The sequence below is a fragment of the Mesorhizobium sp. WSM3862 genome (assembly GCF_002294985.1).
In the GTDB taxonomy this organism is placed as follows: domain Bacteria; phylum Pseudomonadota; class Alphaproteobacteria; order Rhizobiales; family Rhizobiaceae; genus Mesorhizobium.
Genome location: NZ_NSGE01000006.1, coordinates 315683 through 332431 on the forward strand (window position 1 = coordinate 315683; position 16749 = coordinate 332431).

General features: G+C 63.3%; 30 protein-coding genes. 9 read left to right on the forward strand and 21 right to left on the reverse strand.

All coding sequences use genetic code 11. The annotated features are described in order from the left end of the window. Positions 1 to 17 precede the first annotated feature (17 nt). The 7 genes from CK224_RS20670 (at position 18) to CK224_RS20700 (ending at position 4386) form a co-directional block, all read left to right on the forward strand. Positions 18 to 953 carry a helix-turn-helix domain-containing protein gene (locus tag CK224_RS20670; RefSeq protein WP_095783009.1) on the forward strand — a complete coding sequence of 312 codons (936 nt, stop codon included), beginning with the start codon at positions 18 to 20 and terminating at the stop codon, positions 951 to 953. Next, positions 950 to 1654 carry a hypothetical protein gene (locus CK224_RS20675; RefSeq protein WP_095783010.1) on the forward strand — a complete coding sequence of 235 codons (705 nt, stop codon included), beginning with the start codon at positions 950 to 952 and terminating at the stop codon, positions 1652 to 1654. The genes CK224_RS20670 and CK224_RS20675 overlap by 4 nt, the downstream gene beginning before the upstream one ends. Continuing rightward, positions 1644 to 2069, forward strand: coding sequence for a hypothetical protein (locus CK224_RS20680; RefSeq protein ID WP_095783011.1), 426 nt, complete (start codon positions 1644 to 1646; stop codon positions 2067 to 2069). The genes CK224_RS20675 and CK224_RS20680 overlap by 11 nt, the downstream gene beginning before the upstream one ends. Continuing rightward, positions 2069 to 2377 (forward strand): hypothetical protein, encoded by a 309-nt coding sequence (locus CK224_RS20685; protein ID WP_095783012.1) that lies wholly within the window; start codon positions 2069 to 2071, stop codon positions 2375 to 2377. Before CK224_RS20680 ends, CK224_RS20685 begins: the two co-directional genes overlap by 1 nt. 90 nt (positions 2378 to 2467) lie before the next feature. Next, on the forward strand, positions 2468 to 2818 hold the full coding sequence (locus CK224_RS20690) for a hypothetical protein (RefSeq protein ID WP_095783013.1): 351 nt from the start codon (positions 2468 to 2470) through the stop codon (positions 2816 to 2818). A 3-nt stretch (positions 2819 to 2821) separates the two neighbouring features. Continuing rightward, positions 2822 to 3907 carry an SAM-dependent methyltransferase gene (locus CK224_RS20695; protein ID WP_095783014.1) on the forward strand — a complete coding sequence of 362 codons (1086 nt, stop codon included), beginning with the start codon at positions 2822 to 2824 and terminating at the stop codon, positions 3905 to 3907. 14 nt (positions 3908 to 3921) lie between these two features. Further along, positions 3922 to 4386, forward strand: coding sequence for a hypothetical protein (locus tag CK224_RS20700; protein ID WP_141245838.1), 465 nt, complete (start codon positions 3922 to 3924; stop codon positions 4384 to 4386). Here CK224_RS20700 and CK224_RS31970 read toward each other — a convergent pair. After that, the gene (locus CK224_RS31970; protein ID WP_245426043.1) at positions 4323 to 4646 is read right to left on the reverse strand and encodes a hypothetical protein; all 324 of its coding nucleotides are present in this window, start codon (positions 4644 to 4646) and stop codon (positions 4323 to 4325) included. The genes CK224_RS20700 and CK224_RS31970 overlap by 64 nt on opposite strands. A gap of 68 nt (positions 4647 to 4714) precedes the next feature. On the opposite strand from CK224_RS31970, the gene CK224_RS31975 reads away from it, so the two are divergent. Further along, positions 4715 to 5071, forward strand: coding sequence for a hypothetical protein (locus CK224_RS31975; protein WP_245426046.1), 357 nt, complete (start codon positions 4715 to 4717; stop codon positions 5069 to 5071). After that, entirely contained in the window at positions 5068 to 5343 is a 276-nt protein-coding gene (locus CK224_RS20710; RefSeq protein ID WP_067328628.1) for a hypothetical protein, read from the forward strand. The genes CK224_RS31975 and CK224_RS20710 overlap by 4 nt, the downstream gene beginning before the upstream one ends. A gap of 379 nt (positions 5344 to 5722) precedes the next feature. Here CK224_RS20710 and CK224_RS20720 read toward each other — a convergent pair whose 3' ends face one another. From CK224_RS20720 to CK224_RS20805, 20 genes are all read right to left on the reverse strand, one after another. Next, positions 5723 to 6574: a ParB/RepB/Spo0J family partition protein gene (locus tag CK224_RS20720; protein ID WP_095783016.1), complete on the reverse strand. Its 852-nt coding sequence runs from the start codon at positions 6572 to 6574 to the stop codon at positions 5723 to 5725. 61 nt (positions 6575 to 6635) lie between these two features. Next, positions 6636 to 6875, reverse strand: coding sequence for a hypothetical protein (locus tag CK224_RS20725; RefSeq protein ID WP_095783017.1), 240 nt, complete (start codon positions 6873 to 6875; stop codon positions 6636 to 6638). Between the two features lie 78 nt (positions 6876 to 6953). Next, entirely contained in the window at positions 6954 to 7283 is a 330-nt protein-coding gene (locus CK224_RS20730; RefSeq protein WP_095783018.1) for a hypothetical protein, read from the reverse strand. Beyond that, a complete protein-coding gene (locus CK224_RS20735) occupies positions 7276 to 7518 on the reverse strand; it encodes a hypothetical protein (RefSeq protein ID WP_095783019.1) in 243 nt (80 codons plus the stop codon). The genes CK224_RS20730 and CK224_RS20735 overlap by 8 nt, the downstream gene beginning before the upstream one ends. After that, the gene (locus tag CK224_RS20740) at positions 7515 to 7778 is read right to left on the reverse strand and encodes a hypothetical protein (protein WP_095783020.1); all 264 of its coding nucleotides are present in this window, start codon (positions 7776 to 7778) and stop codon (positions 7515 to 7517) included. The genes CK224_RS20735 and CK224_RS20740 overlap by 4 nt, the downstream gene beginning before the upstream one ends. An 11-nt stretch (positions 7779 to 7789) precedes the next feature. Further along, the gene (locus CK224_RS20745; protein ID WP_095783021.1) at positions 7790 to 8317 is read right to left on the reverse strand and encodes a hypothetical protein; all 528 of its coding nucleotides are present in this window, start codon (positions 8315 to 8317) and stop codon (positions 7790 to 7792) included. After that, a complete protein-coding gene (locus CK224_RS20750; protein WP_095783022.1) occupies positions 8317 to 8817 on the reverse strand; it encodes a hypothetical protein in 501 nt (166 codons plus the stop codon). The genes CK224_RS20745 and CK224_RS20750 overlap by 1 nt, the downstream gene beginning before the upstream one ends. A 45-nt stretch (positions 8818 to 8862) precedes the next feature. Continuing rightward, a complete protein-coding gene (locus CK224_RS20755) occupies positions 8863 to 9465 on the reverse strand; it encodes a DUF6011 domain-containing protein (protein ID WP_095783023.1) in 603 nt (200 codons plus the stop codon). A 293-nt stretch (positions 9466 to 9758) separates the two neighbouring features. After that, positions 9759 to 10355 (reverse strand): hypothetical protein, encoded by a 597-nt coding sequence (locus tag CK224_RS20760; protein ID WP_095783024.1) that lies wholly within the window; start codon positions 10353 to 10355, stop codon positions 9759 to 9761. Positions 10356 to 10462: 107 nt separating this feature from the next. Continuing rightward, positions 10463 to 10912, reverse strand: coding sequence for a hypothetical protein (locus CK224_RS20765; protein WP_095783025.1), 450 nt, complete (start codon positions 10910 to 10912; stop codon positions 10463 to 10465). Then, complete coding sequence (locus CK224_RS20770; protein WP_095783026.1) at positions 10897 to 11253, reverse strand: hypothetical protein; 357 nt, start codon at positions 11251 to 11253, stop codon at positions 10897 to 10899. The genes CK224_RS20765 and CK224_RS20770 overlap by 16 nt, the downstream gene beginning before the upstream one ends. Positions 11254 to 11318: 65 nt before the next feature. Then, positions 11319 to 12884 carry a DUF4942 domain-containing protein gene (locus CK224_RS20775; protein ID WP_095783027.1) on the reverse strand — a complete coding sequence of 522 codons (1566 nt, stop codon included), beginning with the start codon at positions 12882 to 12884 and terminating at the stop codon, positions 11319 to 11321. Beyond that, on the reverse strand, positions 12881 to 13021 hold the full coding sequence (locus CK224_RS31385) for a hypothetical protein (RefSeq protein ID WP_156751143.1): 141 nt from the start codon (positions 13019 to 13021) through the stop codon (positions 12881 to 12883). The genes CK224_RS20775 and CK224_RS31385 overlap by 4 nt, the downstream gene beginning before the upstream one ends. A gap of 354 nt (positions 13022 to 13375) precedes the next feature. After that, positions 13376 to 13531 carry a hypothetical protein gene (locus CK224_RS31390; RefSeq protein ID WP_176477971.1) on the reverse strand — a complete coding sequence of 52 codons (156 nt, stop codon included), beginning with the start codon at positions 13529 to 13531 and terminating at the stop codon, positions 13376 to 13378. Between the two features lie 12 nt (positions 13532 to 13543). Continuing rightward, on the reverse strand, positions 13544 to 14311 hold the full coding sequence (locus CK224_RS20780) for a hypothetical protein (protein WP_141245839.1): 768 nt from the start codon (positions 14309 to 14311) through the stop codon (positions 13544 to 13546). A gap of 88 nt (positions 14312 to 14399) precedes the next feature. Then, entirely contained in the window at positions 14400 to 14900 is a 501-nt protein-coding gene (locus tag CK224_RS20785; RefSeq protein ID WP_095783029.1) for a hypothetical protein, read from the reverse strand. Continuing rightward, positions 14900 to 15634, reverse strand: coding sequence for a DNA N-6-adenine-methyltransferase (locus CK224_RS20790; protein WP_095783030.1), 735 nt, complete (start codon positions 15632 to 15634; stop codon positions 14900 to 14902). The genes CK224_RS20785 and CK224_RS20790 overlap by 1 nt, the downstream gene beginning before the upstream one ends. Continuing rightward, a complete protein-coding gene (locus tag CK224_RS20795) occupies positions 15621 to 15875 on the reverse strand; it encodes a hypothetical protein (RefSeq protein ID WP_095783031.1) in 255 nt (84 codons plus the stop codon). The genes CK224_RS20790 and CK224_RS20795 overlap by 14 nt, the downstream gene beginning before the upstream one ends. Continuing rightward, positions 15875 to 16243, reverse strand: coding sequence for a hypothetical protein (locus CK224_RS20800; RefSeq protein WP_141245840.1), 369 nt, complete (start codon positions 16241 to 16243; stop codon positions 15875 to 15877). The genes CK224_RS20795 and CK224_RS20800 overlap by 1 nt, the downstream gene beginning before the upstream one ends. A gap of 129 nt (positions 16244 to 16372) precedes the next feature. After that, complete coding sequence (locus CK224_RS20805; RefSeq protein WP_067328661.1) at positions 16373 to 16624, reverse strand: hypothetical protein; 252 nt, start codon at positions 16622 to 16624, stop codon at positions 16373 to 16375. Positions 16625 to 16749 lie beyond the last annotated feature (125 nt).

Here is a 16749-nt window from a genome sequence, read left to right on the forward strand (position 1 = left end):
GTTGAGAGAGCGACGGCATGACTATCATTACCCGCAAGCGTGCGGACCAGTACGCCATCATCCCGAACGCTGTCGCCAGTGACGACAGGCTGACGTTCGAGGAGCGTGGCGTGCTGGTCTACTTGCTGGCGAAGCCGCACGACTGGAACGTGTCGGTCAAGAACCTCCAGAACCAGGGGGGCATCGGCCGCGACAAGGTCTATCGGATCCTCCAGAAGCTGGAGGAGGTCGGCTATCTCAAGCGCGAACAGACCAAGAGCTCAGACGGCCGCTTCGGGGCCTACAATTACATCGTCCATGATGATGCTGTGCCCGAGAGCCTGCCGCTGCCGCGTCCTGAAAATCAGGAAGCGGGCGCACCGCGTCCTGAAAACACGGAAACGGCCTCACCGCTTCCTGAAAAACCGGTAACTGGAAATCCGCTTAACGGTGAAGCCGACACATACAAAGAACCTATTGAACAAAATCTACCCCCCTCACCCCCTTCCAGGGGGGGTCTTGGAGATGATTTTGGGAAATTGGTTTCTGGCTATCCAGCGGACAAGGTAGGCGATCTCGACACTGCGTTAAGGGCCTACCGCGGTCTGACCGACGTCGAGCGGGGTCAGGCGTCGGCATGCATGGCGCTGTTCGTCCGCGCCATGATCCTGCGCGGTGTTCGCGTGCCGAAGCTTGCGACATACCTCAGCGAGCGTCGGTTCGCCGAGTTCGATGGCGCTCCCGACATCGACAAGGACGGGCATTTCGTCATCACACCGGATCGGCCGGAGTGGCGGGATTGGCTGGGCTCGATCCGCGCCAAGTACGGCGAAGCCGGCGTGCAGACGTCGATCCGTCATCGAAAAATCGTGAGAGAGACACGCTGGCCACCCGATCTTTCGCTTGCCAATGGTGTAACCAATTTGGCAACATCTGGAACCAGAACGGATACTGCTTCGGCGGCTCGGGCATGATGAAGATGAAACGCCTTTTTCTCGATACGCCCGCAGAGCTGGAGAAGCGGATCGACCGCTTCATCGAGCACATGCGGCATGCCGAGGACATCTTCTTCACCAAGAACAAGCGAGGCCTGCCTACGCCGCGCGACCTGCTCTGGATACTGTTTGCCGACGCCGTCGACACGGCCCGAAACGTGCCCGACGTCGAACGCCGCATGGTCTCCAAGGTCGGATCGGCTATGCCCTCGTCGCGAGAGACCGAGCATCAGGCCTATGTGCGCGAGCTGTCGCGCATGGCCGACGGGATGCCACAGTACGACAGCACCGAAGTTCGCATCGTGGTTCACCAGTCGGCCGCCGATCGCATGGTCGACATCATGGACCTTCTCCGCTTCGTGCGGGCAGGGCGGCAAGGGCAAGACGCGCAGCGCTACAAGCGGACGTTCCTGGCGCATGCCGGCGGCCACGGCGTCGAGTTCTGCACCCGCGTCTGGGACCGGCATCGCGTCGAGGTCATGTCGAGGCAGGCGCTGCACGACGTCAAGAGCCGGGTCCTCGGCCAGATCCTGGTCGGCATCGAGAAGGAGTTCGGCCTGGTTCGCACCAGCCGCAGTTTCCGGCGCAAGACCGTTCGGGAAATCGACCAGCTTCGAAGGGAACGCAAGCGCGAGGAGAAACGTCGCCGGCGTGAGGAGCAGGAAAACAATGCCGGTTGACATCGCGATGCCGCGCAACCTGGTCGATCGGCGCAAGAACGCCGGCCATGCCGCGATCTGCGCCGTCGGCTTCGAGACTGACCCGGGCGTCTTTCGGCTCGCTACGGCCGAAAACATCGAAGCGCATCTCCCCCAGCTCCAGCCCGGCCGGTGGGAGAGGCTGCATTTCGCGCACGTCGTCTGGACGCCAGGGCTCGCCGTGGCCCGCACCATGGTTCTGGGCGCAGAACGCAATCTCGCTAACTGCCATCTCGGCCAGCACTGGTACCGGGCAAGTCTCGACCTTCTTCACGGTGTGATCCTGGCCGAGGCCGCAGCCCTTAGGTCCCCCGTTTGGTCGCAGTCCGAGATGATGCAGATGCTCAGAGGTCAGGCCATGCGCGCGGCCGATCGCTTTGCGGCGGGGATCGTCTGATGTTCCCGACGGCCGACCAGATCGCCCTCGCCATCGTCATGGCCTGCCGGCCGCACCGAGAGGATCCGTTTGCGGTGTGCGCCGGCGGACTCGGCATGCGCGCTCGTCATCTCGCCATGGAAGCGTTGATGATCGGCTTTCCTGATGCCCGCCGAGTTGGGCTCGGAAAATGTCTGGCCTACGGCACTCCGCGTTCGGCGCAAGGCCAGGTGATCGGCGCCAAGAAAGGCAAGTGGTGGAGCGACGACCATGTCGACGAAATCGTCGGCGCCATCGTCGCCGAACAATACGGCGAGCAAGCGCAATGACCGCCTTCCTTTCCCGTTTCATCCGTCGTCTTCGCGGCCGCGCAATCCCGCGTGTGTCGTGTCGCGGCATCTACCTGAGGATCAACTGAAATGGACACTCTACAAACCGCCGGCACCGAGCCGCTGGATGTCGACGAAGACTTCTCGGAAGCCGTCTCCCAGGAACTGGCCCGAGATCCCTCCCAGCCGAAACCCTCGGTTCGCAACATGATCGCCACCACCGGTATGTCGCTGAAACGGCACATCGACCGGCTGCGCACCAAGGAGACCGAACTTGAAGCGACCAAGGCCGCCGCGACGGTCGAGTACGAGCGCGTCATCGCCCAGGCGAAGCTGGTGCGGGACAATTGCTACCAGGAGACCGACGCCGATCTCCACCAGATCAGGACGACACTCGAGGTGCTCGATCCGGCCCGGGCCAAGCTGTCTGAAATGGCATAAGCCATGGAGGCGGTTGTCCCCTTCGACGATTCCGGACTCGCTCATGTCATCGAGCGAGCTCGGATGCTGTTCGACGACGGCGACGTCGCATCGGCACGCATGCTGGCCGCTGGCGCCTATGACCAGGCGAAGGCGGCAGGCAGCTACGCCACCCGCTTCCATGCCGGCGAGCATCTGATCCGGAAGGCACGCCGGCTCCAGGGTGACGCGCTGCTGATCGAAACGCGCGCGAAGATCACGATTGCCACCGAATGGACTGCCGCCCAGGAAAAAGGGGAGGCCTCGAAGGGCGGCAGGCCGAAAACCGTTCCAGACGGAAACGGTTTCACGGCAGCCGAAGCCGGGCTCACCCGAAAGGAAATCCACGACGCTCGCAAGCTGGCGGATGCCGAGCGGCGGGATCCTGGCATTGTCGAGCGGGTGATCGCCGGGCGCGTCGCGGAAGGACTCGAGCCGAGCCGGGCGAATCTGCGCGTGGCGATCGGCACCGACACCGCCAGCGCGGCCGAGCGCGGCAACAATCTCTACGAGACGTGCCCGGAAGCGGTGCACACGCTGCTGGCGCTGGAGACCTTCGGCCCTCGCATCAAGGAACCGGCATGCGGTCGCGGCGCGATCTCGCGCATGCTGGAGGCGGCCGGCTACGACGTCGTGCTTTCCGATCTCGTCGACTATGGCACCGCAGATCGCCATGGCGTCTTGCAGGACGTCCGGGACTTCCTCACCAGCGAGGCAGGCGACGATTGCGACGATATCGTCACCAACCCGCCCTACGGCGCCGTGCTCAATGCTTTCGTCGCGCATGCGCTGCGCGTGTACCGGCCGCCGAAGATGGCGCTGTTGCTCAACCTGAATTTCCTCTGCGGCTTCGACGATCCCGACCGCAACTACGCCATGGACGACTGCAAGCCGGCGCGCATCCATGTCTTCACGCGGCGCCTGCCGATGATGCATCGCGACGGCTGGGACGGCAACGAAGCCTCGAGCCGCATGAACCTGGCCTGGTTTGTCTGGGAACAGAACCTTGTCGGCGACTACGACGGGCCGACGGTCATCAATCGCGTCGACTGGAAAGACTATCAGCCGTGAACGTCCAACCCTTCTTGATCGGCGACGGCTGGATCGAGGTGCTCGACGGCAACGACACTGCGCGCGACATCTTCGACCGCCACTATTCCCGCTATCGCTACGCCGACGGGCGGCAGCCGGCGTTGTTCGTCGGCCCGGGCGAAAAGCTCGTCCTGCTCACGGCTGACGCCGGCGCGGTTTCGGCTTGGCGACGCGAGCGGCACCGCTTCGATAATCAGCAAGGCGTCAACTGCGCGATCTTCCGTCGAGAGACCGGTGAAGTCGCAAGCGATCTGCTTGCCGCCGCAATGGCGATCGTTTGGCAGCGCTGGCCGGGCGAGCGGCTATTCACCTTCGTCGATCCCCGCGAGGTCGAGCCCACATGGCGCGCAGGACGACCGACATGGGGCCATTGCTTCTATCAAGCGGGCTGGCGCTACGCTGGCATCACGAAAAAACGGCTGCACATTTTGGAATGCCGGCCGGAGTGGGTGAACTGATGCCTGCCTACCGCAGCTCGGCTGAGGCCGATATCCGAGATGCCGCTGTGGCCAAGATCCGCCAGCGCCGCCCCAATGCCAGGATCATCCATGAGATCAACGTCAGCTCGCATGGTCCCAACCGCATCGACGTTCTCGCCGTCGACCGCGCTGAGATCATCGCCTGCGAAGTGAAATCGGCCAAGGACAAGCTCGACCGCCTGCCGGCACAGGTCGCATCGATGTTCGGCGCGGCGCATCACGTCATCGCCGCCATCCACGAAAAATTCCTGGTCGAGCAGGAACCAACCAGTGGGCGGCCCACGAGGAGCGCGACGGGAAATTCTTCATGCGCAACGTGCCCGAGGGGGTCAGCCACAAATGCGAAATCTGGGTGTACCCGGAGCGCAGGCGCGCCTTGCCGACCGCCAACCACGATCATCTCGAAAAATGGGCGCTGCCTCACCCTGTGTTCGAGCGCCCTCTTCCGGCAAGCGCTCTCGATCTCTTGTGGCGTGACGAGCTGCAACAGCTCTGCTCTTCGTTGCGTGTCTCCGCCACGCGCCAGTCTGTCATGACTGACATGGTCGCGGCCTTGCGGTGGCACTGCACCGGCAAGGAGCTGACGCGCGGCATCTGCCGACTCCTTCGAGCCCGCCAGTGCAAGGAAGCCGATCCCGAGATCATCGAAAGGACTGCCGCATGAACCACTTCGCGGGCTTCACCACGCCGGTCGTGGGTGGTCATCACGCCATGCTGCGCTTTGCCGAGGACGGCCGCGCCGAGCCGGTGCTTGGCCCCGGCGGCGAGCCGAGGATATTCCCGACCGAGGTGGAGGCATGGAAGGCCGTCACCGAAAGCCTGTTGCGCTACTTCAATGGGCATATGCGCCGTGATGGCGCAACCATCACCAGCGCCCGCGACGCGGCCGAACGCATCTTTCGAAAGGGCCGGATGATTCCGGTGGAGCACCGCTGATGTCAGGATTTCGCGAAGGCTGGGCTCTCAAATCGCCAACGGCCGTTACCACACACTACTTTCGCCGGCGCGGTCTCGGACTCGCCGTATCTCTCTGCGGCTCCCAGGATGCGCCGGCCGGGTGGCTCATGGAAAATTCGGGCGCCGGCCAATGCGAACGTTGCGCCACGGTGCGGGCGAAGGAACTCGCCAGATTGGACGTTGTGCCACCAGAGGCGGCCGAGGACGAGCGCGGCGACCAACGAGCGTGCGAAGGGAAGGCCGGCGACTGACGCGCGCTGGCGAGGCCTCTACACTCGACGAAAAAAATGGGGCAGCGGAGACCAATCCGCTGCCCCTCCCTACCACAGCCGCCGGCCGCAGCCGGCGGTGCGGATTCCTACACCAGCATCGAGCGCGCATGTGCCTGGCGCAGCTGCGACTCCATCGAACGGATGGAGCGCGACGCCGCCGCCAGCGTGTCGGCCCATTTGTCGGCCTTGGTGGGATCGACCGACTTCAAGGCGATGCACTCGCCGTCCTTGAAGCCGCCGGCGATCGCGGCGATGATCCGCTCGACCGTCTTCTCCATCCTGCTCATGGCGGCGATATCGTCCTTCGACGGCTCCGGCCTGTCGTCGTCGAACATGCCGCCCTGCTCGATCCTGTCGCGGACGGCTTGCGCCGCCGCCTTGATGCTCGACCAGTCTTTTAGCTTGCCGCTGGAGAACAGCTTCACGATGTTGACCTGATCGGCCGTGGGGAGGTCGACGAGGTCGTTTGCATGGCCGAGCGGGAAGGCACCGCTATCGACCAGCTTCTGGATCGTCTCGTCCAGATTAAGCAGCGCCGTGCGGGCCTTGATGCGCGTCGGCTGGACGCCGATGTCCTTCGCCAGCTGCTCGACCGTCCAGCCGCGGTCGATCATCGCGTGAAACGCCCGCGCTTCCTCCAGCGGCTTGATGTCGGCGCGGGCGAGGTTTTCCACGATCGCCTGCAGCGCCATCTCATTGTCGTTGATCTTCACGACCTCGCAGAGAATGTCGGCCGCCTCGATCAGCTGGTGAGCGCGCCAGCGGCGCTCGCCGCCGACGATCATGAACTTGCCGTCGACCGGGCGAACCGTGATGGCCTGGATAAGGCCGCGCTCGCGGATCGATTCCGCCAGCTCGCGAAGCTTCACCGGGTCGAAATGCTTGCGCGGCTGGTCGGGGTTCGGGATCACCTGGCTGAGGGGGATACGCTTCTTCATGGTCTTGGTCTCCGTGGTAGGGATTGAGGGCAAAACGCCGCCCCGCAGGGCGGCGCTGTAATCAGGGGGCAACTTCGAGGCCGAGGTAGCCGGTCGCTACCTGTTCGGCGAAGTTCGCGCGGGCATGTGCGCTGGCCCACACCTTCGCGTCCGACAAGCTCATGGCGGGAGAGAAGAAGGTCTCGACCTCACGGTCGCAGCTCTCGTCGATGATGATGAAGCCCCAGCCGCCATATCCCTTCGGCTTGCGGCCATGGGAACGCTCGTAGAGGGTGGTGTAGATTTCGATGGGCTTAGGCATGGTCTGGTCTCCGCGGTAGGAAATTTCTTAGGAATATCAGGAACTTAGTTTGTAACCGATCTGGTTACAAGTGGGTTACTAAGAAAAGTTTCTGACCAGTTCTGCAGCGCGTTGCGGAAATGCCTTTGCGACTGATCGTGTCCAGATCGTCGCTCGATAGCCCTGCCCGCAATCGAGATCGCAAGAGAGACCGCCGACTCTTGTTATGCGCCATCCATCCGGCATCGGCTCACCAGCGAGCCAGAGGATGCACCGACGCGCGTCGTCGCGCCGGGCGAAGTCCTCCGCAACTCGGTCGTGGTAGGCTGTAAGGGAGTACCAATCGCCGCCGTCGCGCTCCGTGTAATAGCCCGGCGCCAGCGACTTGATTGCTTCTATCAGTTCGTCGGAGGTGCGAAGGTCAGCCATTTTCCTGGCCCTCCTGCACCTCGCATGCGCTGTCGAGGATTTCGACCCCCGCCGGCGACTGTCCCGGGTCGAGGAGAGAGCGAAGATGGTTGCCGACGTCCTCGACGGGAAATTCTGCCAGGTACTCTTCCTCGCTGTCGTGCGAACCATCGGCGACCGCGCGCCTTGCGGCTGCATTTGCCAATGCAAGGGTATCGAGGACCCTCACATAGATCGAGACTTCGGCGGTGATCATCCTAGCCTCCGTTTTGAAGCCGCGAGAAAATCGGCCGTGCAGATCGTGAAGTCGCCGGCGGCGCCGCCGCCGATGTGGGCATGATGATACTCGTCCAGCTCGTCGAGCAGAGGGCGGATGTCGCCCCAGGTCGGATAGGCTTCCTGGTTGCTCTGCCAGAACTCCCCCAGCGTGCCGGTCCACTCCGGCTCGCCGAGGTCGAGCGGGTTCTTCACATGGCCCACGAACAGATGGACGGTGGTGGTGATGTCGATCGTCATGACTACTCTCCTCAGTCCATGTTGCAGCGAACGAGCGCGGTCGCGTAGTCGATGCCGGTCTCTTCGGCATAGATTGCGGCCTGATCGCCGGGACGATTGGTGGCGGCCGCCGTCGTCGACGGCTCGGCTTTGGCGATGGCTTCGGCCACCATCGCATTGCTTTTCAGGCTTGGGTCTCGGATGACGCAGAGTTTGAGCGCCGCCAGGATGTCCGGCCGCGCCCGTTCGCGCGGGATCGCGGCGCGCAAACTGGCCAGGATGTCACCGACGCCCTTCTGCAGCGGATCACTCTCGAAGCCGGAAATGAACGACTCGGCCCGAGTCAGAGCGTCGACGGTGTCGCTGGCGTGATCGAACGGGAGCCTTTCGACGAGCTCGTCGCGGAGCGTGGCGGCGGACTCGAGCGTGAGTGTTTCACACGCCCGCGACCCGCCCTTCGGGCCATAGAACGAAAGCACGACTTCGCCCTTGCCTCGCGCGGCGCTGTTCAGCGATTCCATCGTGCCCTTGGCGGCGATGCTGATGTAAATCGTGTCCATCACATTTCCCCTTCGATCTTGTCGGCCAAGGGCGAAATAACCTCGTCCCAGATCGCATTGCAGATTTCGTTGTCGGCGTGGTCGGACACGACATCGTAGCCCGAATTGCCATAGATCAGCTGGAACCAGCCGAGCTTGTCGCCGGTCGGGCTCCGCAGATGAATGCCGTCCTCGTCGGTCGAGAACAGCGCCAGCATGATCGCCGCCTTGTCGTCGGACCGCCTCACCACCCAATCCTCGCTGTCGTAGACGGAAATCAGGTAGCCCCGGTCGAGGCAGGCCTTCACCAGCGCGCGGGCGATGCGGCGCTCGGCGCGGATGCGGTCAGCGGTCTCACGCGATCGGCGCGCCAACGCCTGCTCGATCGCTTCGTCGAAGCCGGTCTTCGGCTCGCCCATCTCGGCATCTTCGGCCAGCCGGGCGGACAGCGCCTGGTTGCCCGAGGCGGTGAGAGCATTGCAGATCGCCAGCATCTCAGCCGGCGTAACGTTGATGGTCATGGTCATTCTCCGTGGTAGGGGTGGATCTCGAGGAAGGCGCGGGGATCAACCCCACGCCAGTCCCCAGCGCTTGGCGCAAACCGGCCCGTAGCCTACATCGATGGAGCGGTGGTCGGTCAGCTCGATCGCGCAGAAACAGCAGTTGCCGGTGCGCTTGCCGTGGGCGGCGCCGGCCTTCGAAGGGTTCTCGGCCAGAGCGGTCAGAGCCGAGACCAAGCCGTCGGGACCGGGCGACCGACGCGAGCGGGTGAACTCGCCCTTGCGGTCGATGCGGCCGTACCAGTCGCGGCTCTCGAACGAGCCCGGCGACGAGACGTTGATCTGGCCGGCGTGAGCGGAGCGCGCACCAGCGAGAGCAAGGACGACCGTCTCGCCGTTGACGTCGAAACGGATCTTCGGATGCTTGAGCTTGTTGGCGATCGCCGTGTCGAACAGCGCGATCAGGCCATCCATCGAGCCGACCTTGGCCTTTGGCGCCGCGGGCTCGCCGGCTTGTGCGCGCTGGGTCAAAGTCGCCACCCAGGGCCACTGCCGCTCCGAGAGACTCGAGCGGCTGTCATACTGGTGCAGGAGGGATGCGGCGAACTCCGCGTCGCGGCCGTGCAGCTTCGGGGCTGACTGGCGCAGAGCTTCGATTTCGAGGTTCATGTCTGGTCTCCGTGGTAGGGATTTCCCAGATCGGTGCGGCTCCGGCGGTTATGCTAGGCCTGGCCCGTCCCCGGTTCGATTTCACTCGGCCGGTCAGTTTGACGAGAAGTCACCAATCGCCGGCCCGTTGCTGAAAGGGGAGTTCCGGCGAAGGCTGCAGCGGTGAAAGGAAACGGCTTTCTGCTGCACCGATCTGAATTTCTAAGTTACTTCAATAACTTAGCTTGTAACCAAATCGGTTACAAGTGGGTGCAGGCAAAAAAGAACAATAATTTCAATGACTTCGGTGGCGGTCAGTTCACCGGCTTGAACCGGGATTCCAGGACGGCGCCGGAAATCGAGCGCTGGTCGTCGCCGCATTGCACGAGTGCCTGGTCGACGTGTTCCGGATTGACGCCGATCACCTTCCAGACGCGGCCCTGCTGGTCGGGCGCTTCGGCGCCGAGGTAGGGCGCGACCTGGAGGGGCTGCGGTGGCTGACGCAGGCGGTATTGCGCCGGCAGCTTGGGATGGTGCCAACCACAGCCCTCGGCCTCCAGGCCATGTTCGAACACTTCGAGCCGGAGCTTTTCTTTCAGCCAGACCGAGATGTAGGCGCGATGGCAATACTGGTTGTCGGTCGGGGCCTCGTAGCAGAGCAGGGCGACGTCCCTGCCGCCCGAGAGGTCTTCCATCTTGGCGACGATCCGGCCAGGATTAAGCCTGTCGAGTCCTTCGAAGTAGAGCTGCTTATACTCGCGCTCGCTGGCGGTCTTGAACCATTCGCCTGGGGCGAGTTCCGGCATCTTGCGATAGCCTGCCGGGTATCCTCGCGGCGTTCCCCTGGACACCCCGATCTTCTGGATTTCGGGCGGCAGCTTGGTGAACCAGGAGCTGGTGAAAATGCGCATCTTCGTCTCTTTCGGTGGTAGGGCTTTGGACAGGTCCAAATGTAAATCCGGTGAACTTCTCAAGCAACCAAAATGACACTGTGTGTTACCATTTTGGTAAGGTTGCCTCACCGGTACATCTGCATTAGGTATGGGTTCTCTCCAGCGCCTTCGGGCGCTGTCCTGTGGTAGGGATGGAGAGGAAGGCCGATCAGGGGCAACCCGGTCGGCCTTTGATATTTTCGGCGTGGCTGTGGCGCCTCGAAGCGCACTTCGGGATAATTGACCCACGCCGTCACCGTCTCGAAACTGATGGCGCGCGGCAAGCTCTTGACGTCGTCGAGCAGCGTTCGTCCTGCCAGGATCCCATTGCCCGCGAACTCGGCGCCCGAGCGGAAAAACTGGAACGTCCTTCGCCATGGTCCGGTTGAGAGCCAGAGGTCCAGGCCCGGCGCCAACTCCACGCGGTCGAGGCTGTCGCTCTCAAGAAGTTCGCAGAAGAGCTGGTGCCCCAGAGGGCGCGGCGTCTGGTAGTCAATGGCGCGCCGGAGTGTGGAATCGATCAGGATGAAGCGCATTGCAGTTCTCGTGCCTCGAGGCGTTGGTTGATGGTGGGGAGCGTCTCGCTGGCGAACAATTCGAGCCACCACTTGATCAACTCGGCCTGGTAGCGGTCGTCGGCCGCACGATGGCGGGGCTCGCGTAGCTGTCGCTCGATCCAGTCAAGCCGGTCGCGAAGCTCCGGCCGGTAGAGCAGATTGCGGAATGCATCTGCGAGCCGCATGTCCAGCGCGTAATCCCCGGTGCAGCCGAGGGGCGACCAGTCGCTATGCCAGGACGACCACATCTCGAGGGCCTGGCTGATGGTGGGGAGCCGGCGCCGCCGCTCCTCCTCGTCTTCTGGTAACGGGCGAAACACTTTTGGACTCCGTGGTAGGGATAACGATCCTATGATGTAACCAATTTGGTTACAATATGGTCAAGCTAAAAGTAATTTCTGCGGCCGTCCTTCCATAGCTTGACCGTGACGGTGTTCACGTAGGTCCCGACCTCGGCGAAGGATCCGTGCGGCAGATCGCGGAACTGGCCGTTCAGCCTCTCGATCAAGGCCCGGAAAGCGATGGCCTTGCGAGTTTCGCGAAACTCGGTGCCGGCCGACATGATGGCGGCGAGGCACCCGCCGTCTTCCAGGAAGTCGAGGGCGTGCACCACATGGTCGATATCGCGTTCCATGTCGAACGGCGGGTTCATGATGATGCGATCGTATTTTCCCGTCACGGAGGGCCGCAGCGCCAGGAAGTCGGCGGCGTACACCTTGCGGAATGTGCCCTGCGCCTCGAGCGCGGCGGCGAGCGCTGGCTGGAGCTCCACGCAATCGACCTGGTTGTCGAAGCGGTATTCCTTGCGCCAGCGGTCCATACGGGCCTCGTCCCCGTAGCCGTAGTGATCGGCGAAATCCTTGATGCTGGTGAGGCAGCGGCGCGCCAGATTGCCGGTGCCGGCGCTGGGCTCCAGGATCCGTAGGCGCGGCTTCTCGATCGGCTGGAGGAGGGGGATACCTTTGAGCAACTCCTCGGCCGCGGCGTCGGGCGTCGGGAAGAAACCGAAGTTCTTCGCCGGCGTGGTCTTCCGGTTGCGGAACAGATCGTCCTGCTCGCGCGTCTGGCCGTCGCCGATCACCTCGCCATAGTATTCGGCGAGCATCTTGTTGACCCTTTCCACCAGGTCGTCACGCGTGAACCAGAGATGCGCGTTGCCGTTCTTGTAGGCGACGATCCTGAAATACTCGCCGCGATGTTCGGACTGCTGAGGCTGGAAGCCCCTGCGCTCGGCGCGCACCACGTTCTCGATGCTGTTGTAGGACGGCTTCTTGCCGTCGAGGACAGAGAAGGTGCGTTCGATATCGCGCACGGTGTCCCAAGTGCCGCCCCACGAAACGTGGCCGTGGTCGCGGTCGAAGGCATAAGTCAGGATCATGCGACTGCCGACCTTGAAGCCGTCGTGAGACCGGAACCGGCGATCCAGCTTGGAGAAGGCCGTCGCTATGCCGCGCCGGAAGATCATCTCGGATTCGCCGGCCCACTTCTCGATAGTGGCGTACACGTTGTCGACCGTGACCGGGGGAATCCCCATGAGCTCGTCGAGGTTGACCAGCTCCTTGCCGTCGCCGCGGTCATAGCGCTCCGGCACCCACCTCAACGTGTCGCGCAGCTCGTCCTTGGCCTGCTTGTCCATGAGGACTTCAAGGTCCGTCATCTTCACCAGATAGTGCCAGCACGAGATGTCGATGAGACGGATGGCGGTACGCTTCCACTGCTCGGCGTCAGGCAAATCGACGGCCTCGAAAAAAGCCCTCACCTCGCGGTTGTCGCGGTCGCCGTACCTGGAGCAGGCATGCTCGCCAGCGGCCGCCTTCCAGAGAGCGGCCGCCTTTTTCAATTCCCGATCAGCCTGCTGGATCGAGGCGAATGCGCCATGATAGGCGGCCACGGCTGCATCGCGATAGGCGACGATCTGCTCGATCGTGTTGCGAGGGATCAGCGCGTTCATGGCTTCGCCTCAACCGGCTTGGCGCTCACGGCGGCGTGCATCTTCTGGAAGGTGAAGACGTCCTTGCGCTCGATGACGATCTCGTAGCGCTTGCTGCCGTCGGGCAGCGTGAACTCGTATTCAACTGGCTTGGTCATTGGTCTGGTCTCTGTGGTAGGGATTGGTGGGCGACGGGACCTCTCCCGCCGCCCTATCGAAGGGATCGTTTGTCTCTCTCAGTGCATCGCGCCTCCTTCTGCTGGTGCGTCAGCTTCCACGTCCGCTTCGGCCGCCTGGAGGTCGGCGAGCCGGTCGCGGCAGGAAGGGCAGCGGCAGCTTTCACTGCTGTCGAAGGGAAAAGGGGTTAGGCAGTCGTCGCAGTAGGGCATCGTTTCAACCGTGGTAGGGGAAAACCTTGTAACCACAGTAACTTAGTCTGTTACCAATTTGGTTACAATGCAACCACGGACAAAAAGTCGTGTTCGCCCAAGTGCGGTTGTCGGGAGGCGGCTCTAGCCGTCGCGATCACGCTTTTCGCGGCTGTAGTCGATGGCCGCCCAGATGACACAGCCGACGGCGACCAACACGCCCAATGTGCGACTGGCGGTGAACGCCGAAATGACCAGGATCAAGACGTATGCGAGTGCGCCGGGTGTCATGTCTTTCAAGGGTTGGTCCTTTCAAAAGGCGAATGCGAATTGGCCGGAGGCTTCCTGTCTGGAAGCGACCCCGAGGGGACGGAGACCGGGTAGGGCAGCGATGAAGCCGCCCGGCTGGTAGGCGGGATCATTGCGGCGCTCCTCACGCAGACGGCTATCGTCAGCGTCGTGCCGCTTGTTGCCCTGCCAATAGGCAAGGCCGAAAGGCGGGTTGTGGAGCTTGCATTTTGCGGCCGTCTTGCCGTGATGATCGATAAGCAGGTTCTGCTCCATCACGATCGTCAGCATCTCGTCGACGGTCATTGCCTCCTCGACGAACCAGCGTTCGCGGGAGAGCCCGCCGCCGGTGAAGGATCGGTAGCCGGTCTCGCTGAAAAACGGCTGATCGAGGTCGATCACGCGACCGTCGAGGCCGACGCCGCCGAAGACGCCCGGGTAGCGCACGTCGGTGCGGCAACCGTGAATGGTCAGCATGAACCGCCCGGGCTGGCCGTGCATCGGGATTTCGCCATCGGGCGCGGCCAGTTGTTTGCCGAGCCAAGACGACGCCGAGTTCCAGCAGTTGAAGCGGGAGCGGCAGCGCGGGGGCCAGGAACGGCCGGAACCGTCCGCGCGCTCCTCCCGGCCGCCGTATTCCTCAATCCGGTAGAGCGTCTCGACACATGCCTCGATCACTAGCTCGTAGGGAAGGCGGCCGGGCTTGTCGCAGGCCATCATCGCGGCGTGGTAGTGGTGGAGGGCTTCCCGAGCGATTCCGACCAGATATTCATCGGACCCGTCGCGCAGCATGGCGACATTCTCGGCGATCTCCTGACCGCGTTTCTCGGCCTCGATCTGCCAAGCGTGCTTCTTGGCTGGTGCTTTCGCCTTGGCGGTCTTAGCCATTGCCGTACCTCGGAAGTTCTGCGAGCGACGAGAGGGGCGGCAACCCCATGCGCTCGCGAGATCGGTTGATGATGGGGAGAGGGTCGAAACCCTTGACGCCCGGACCTCGGTAGACCCATGGCGGGTTCTCCGGGTCGAGCCGGCCGACGTCGTAGCTGTGGAGCATGTCGGCGAAATATTCCGGCGTGCCCGGGTAGGGAGCGCTATTCCAGAGTGCCCGCAGGATTTTCCGGATGTTGTCGCCGTAGGCGAAAAGCCGGCTCCTTGCACGACGCCAGTTCGCGGCGCGGCGGTCGCGAGTATTCTGCTCCCAGATCACCGCTTGCTCGGCGCGCTGCGCCATAACGGTGTCGGCGTCTGGCTGCTCCTCTGCGATCATCTCGGAAAAGAGCGGCAGTTTCTCTCGCTCAAGGCGCTGCTTTCGGGCCAAGGCGAGCCGCTTTCGCCTCGTGTCTTCGAACGGGCCATATCGGCGTGTCCGGAAGTGGCGCATCAGAGCAACCTCCCCTCGGCCACCTGCCAGACGCCCTCGCCTAGCGGTTCGAACGGACCGCGCTGTAGGGTCTGGCGGACCTTCGCCTTCCAGTTCGGATTGCGTTCGGACTTCGGATTCTCGGCCAAGGCGCGGTAGAGATCGTCGAGCCGCACGGCCGCGCCGGCGCGCTGCATCACCTTCAACACCTCGTCGACCCACGAGCCGACGGAGGCAAAGCCGAAGATCAGCGAGCGCAGGCGCAGCGGCACGAAAGCGCCGGGAATGCCGCTGGCCGCAAGGCGGTCAGCATCGTCGGCGCCATAGGCGCAGAACACCGACGGCGCGCCGGCATTGGCCTTTGCTCGAGTCCCTGCGGCATCGTGGAAATGCAGCCGCCCTTCCATGAACAGCAGCGCATCGGCCGCGCGCCAGACGCACTCGTGGAACACCTGCGTTTCGGTGCGGGCGAAGATCAGCGCGATTCCATGGGCGTGCTCGGCCATACGGCCCATCCAGCGGCCGATCACGTTGTTCGAGTATGGCGGGTTGAGCCACACGCGACCGTGCCAGGGCCGGGCTAGACCGTTGTCGGCGATGGTGTAGTGCTGGCGCGCCATGTCCCACGGCCGATCGAGGGGAGCGCAGGGATCGAGGTCAAAACTCTCGGCGCCACCGAGCGCGGCCAGGAGGGCGGGAGGGGTCAGCCAGACGTCGGTGCCGGCCGCCGCGGACTGATGGCTACCGATGGGCATGGCGCGCCTCCTCGGTCAGCCTGCGCAGCACGTCGCCGACGCTGCTGATGGAACTCTCCAGCCGCGCCTCGTCGAGCTCGGCCAGATCGATCTTGGTTTCGTTCCCGTCTTCATCGATCATCGTGAAGACGCTTGCGGTGGAGTCCGGCTTGCGCAGGATATCCCACGCCCAGCGTGCGGCCGCTTCGGGATCGCCTTCGCCCTCGTAGTCGATCTCCCATGTGACTAGATAGCGGGCCATCAGCGCTGCTCCCGCTTGAGCATGTCGCGCGCCGCTCCGCGCGCCATGGGTCCGTCGCCGAAAGCGCCGTCTGCGATCTCTTGTAATTCAGCAGTGCGCGGGTCAGGTCCGTCGCAGGCGTCTTCCTCCTCTTCGTCCACGTCCTCGCGGGTGAGCTGGTCGAACGTCCACTCGTCGCCCTCCTCGTCGAGGAAGACGATCTTGCCGTTGCGCTTGGCGGTCTGGATATCGTTCCAGAAGATTTCGGTGCCGCCGGCGTATTCCGGCTGGCCCGTCTCCGGGTCGATGTCGCTGATGTGAGCGCGGCCGGTCAGCCGCTCCAATGTTCCGGTGATCGGGCTTCCGGTAGGTGATAGGTAGTTGGCCATGGTCTCTGATCTCCGTGGTAGGGGATTGTTGCCAAAATGGTTGCGAACGCCGCTTGACAAAAAGCCGGGGGGAGAGGCAGAAATCGCGCAGCCTGATATTGCTTCGCGATTCGGCCGGTCCCTGAAAAATCAGTTGGTGTTGAAGCCGTCCGGCGAGGGCTGAATGCCAGCCTCTTTCGCCACAAAGCCCACGACGTCGAGCACGTCGTCAGAGCTTAGTTTCTCAATGGTTTCGGCGAAGCGCCGCTTGAAATAGGTCTGGTGCTCGGCACCGGCGTAGCGGGCCAAGCCGATGGCAGCGGCGAAGGTGATCGCTTCCAGGCGAGCGCCGCCGAAGCCGGACTTCTGATGAAGGCTGGCCGCGAGGTCGTTGAGGGTCATTGGTCGGTGATCCGTGGTAGGGAAAGTAACCGTTCTGGTTACAAGTAACTTATTCGGTTACACCTCCGATGCAAGTGAAAAAGTGAGGCCCTCGGCGTTATGTTTCAAGGCGTTGTGCCGAAGGA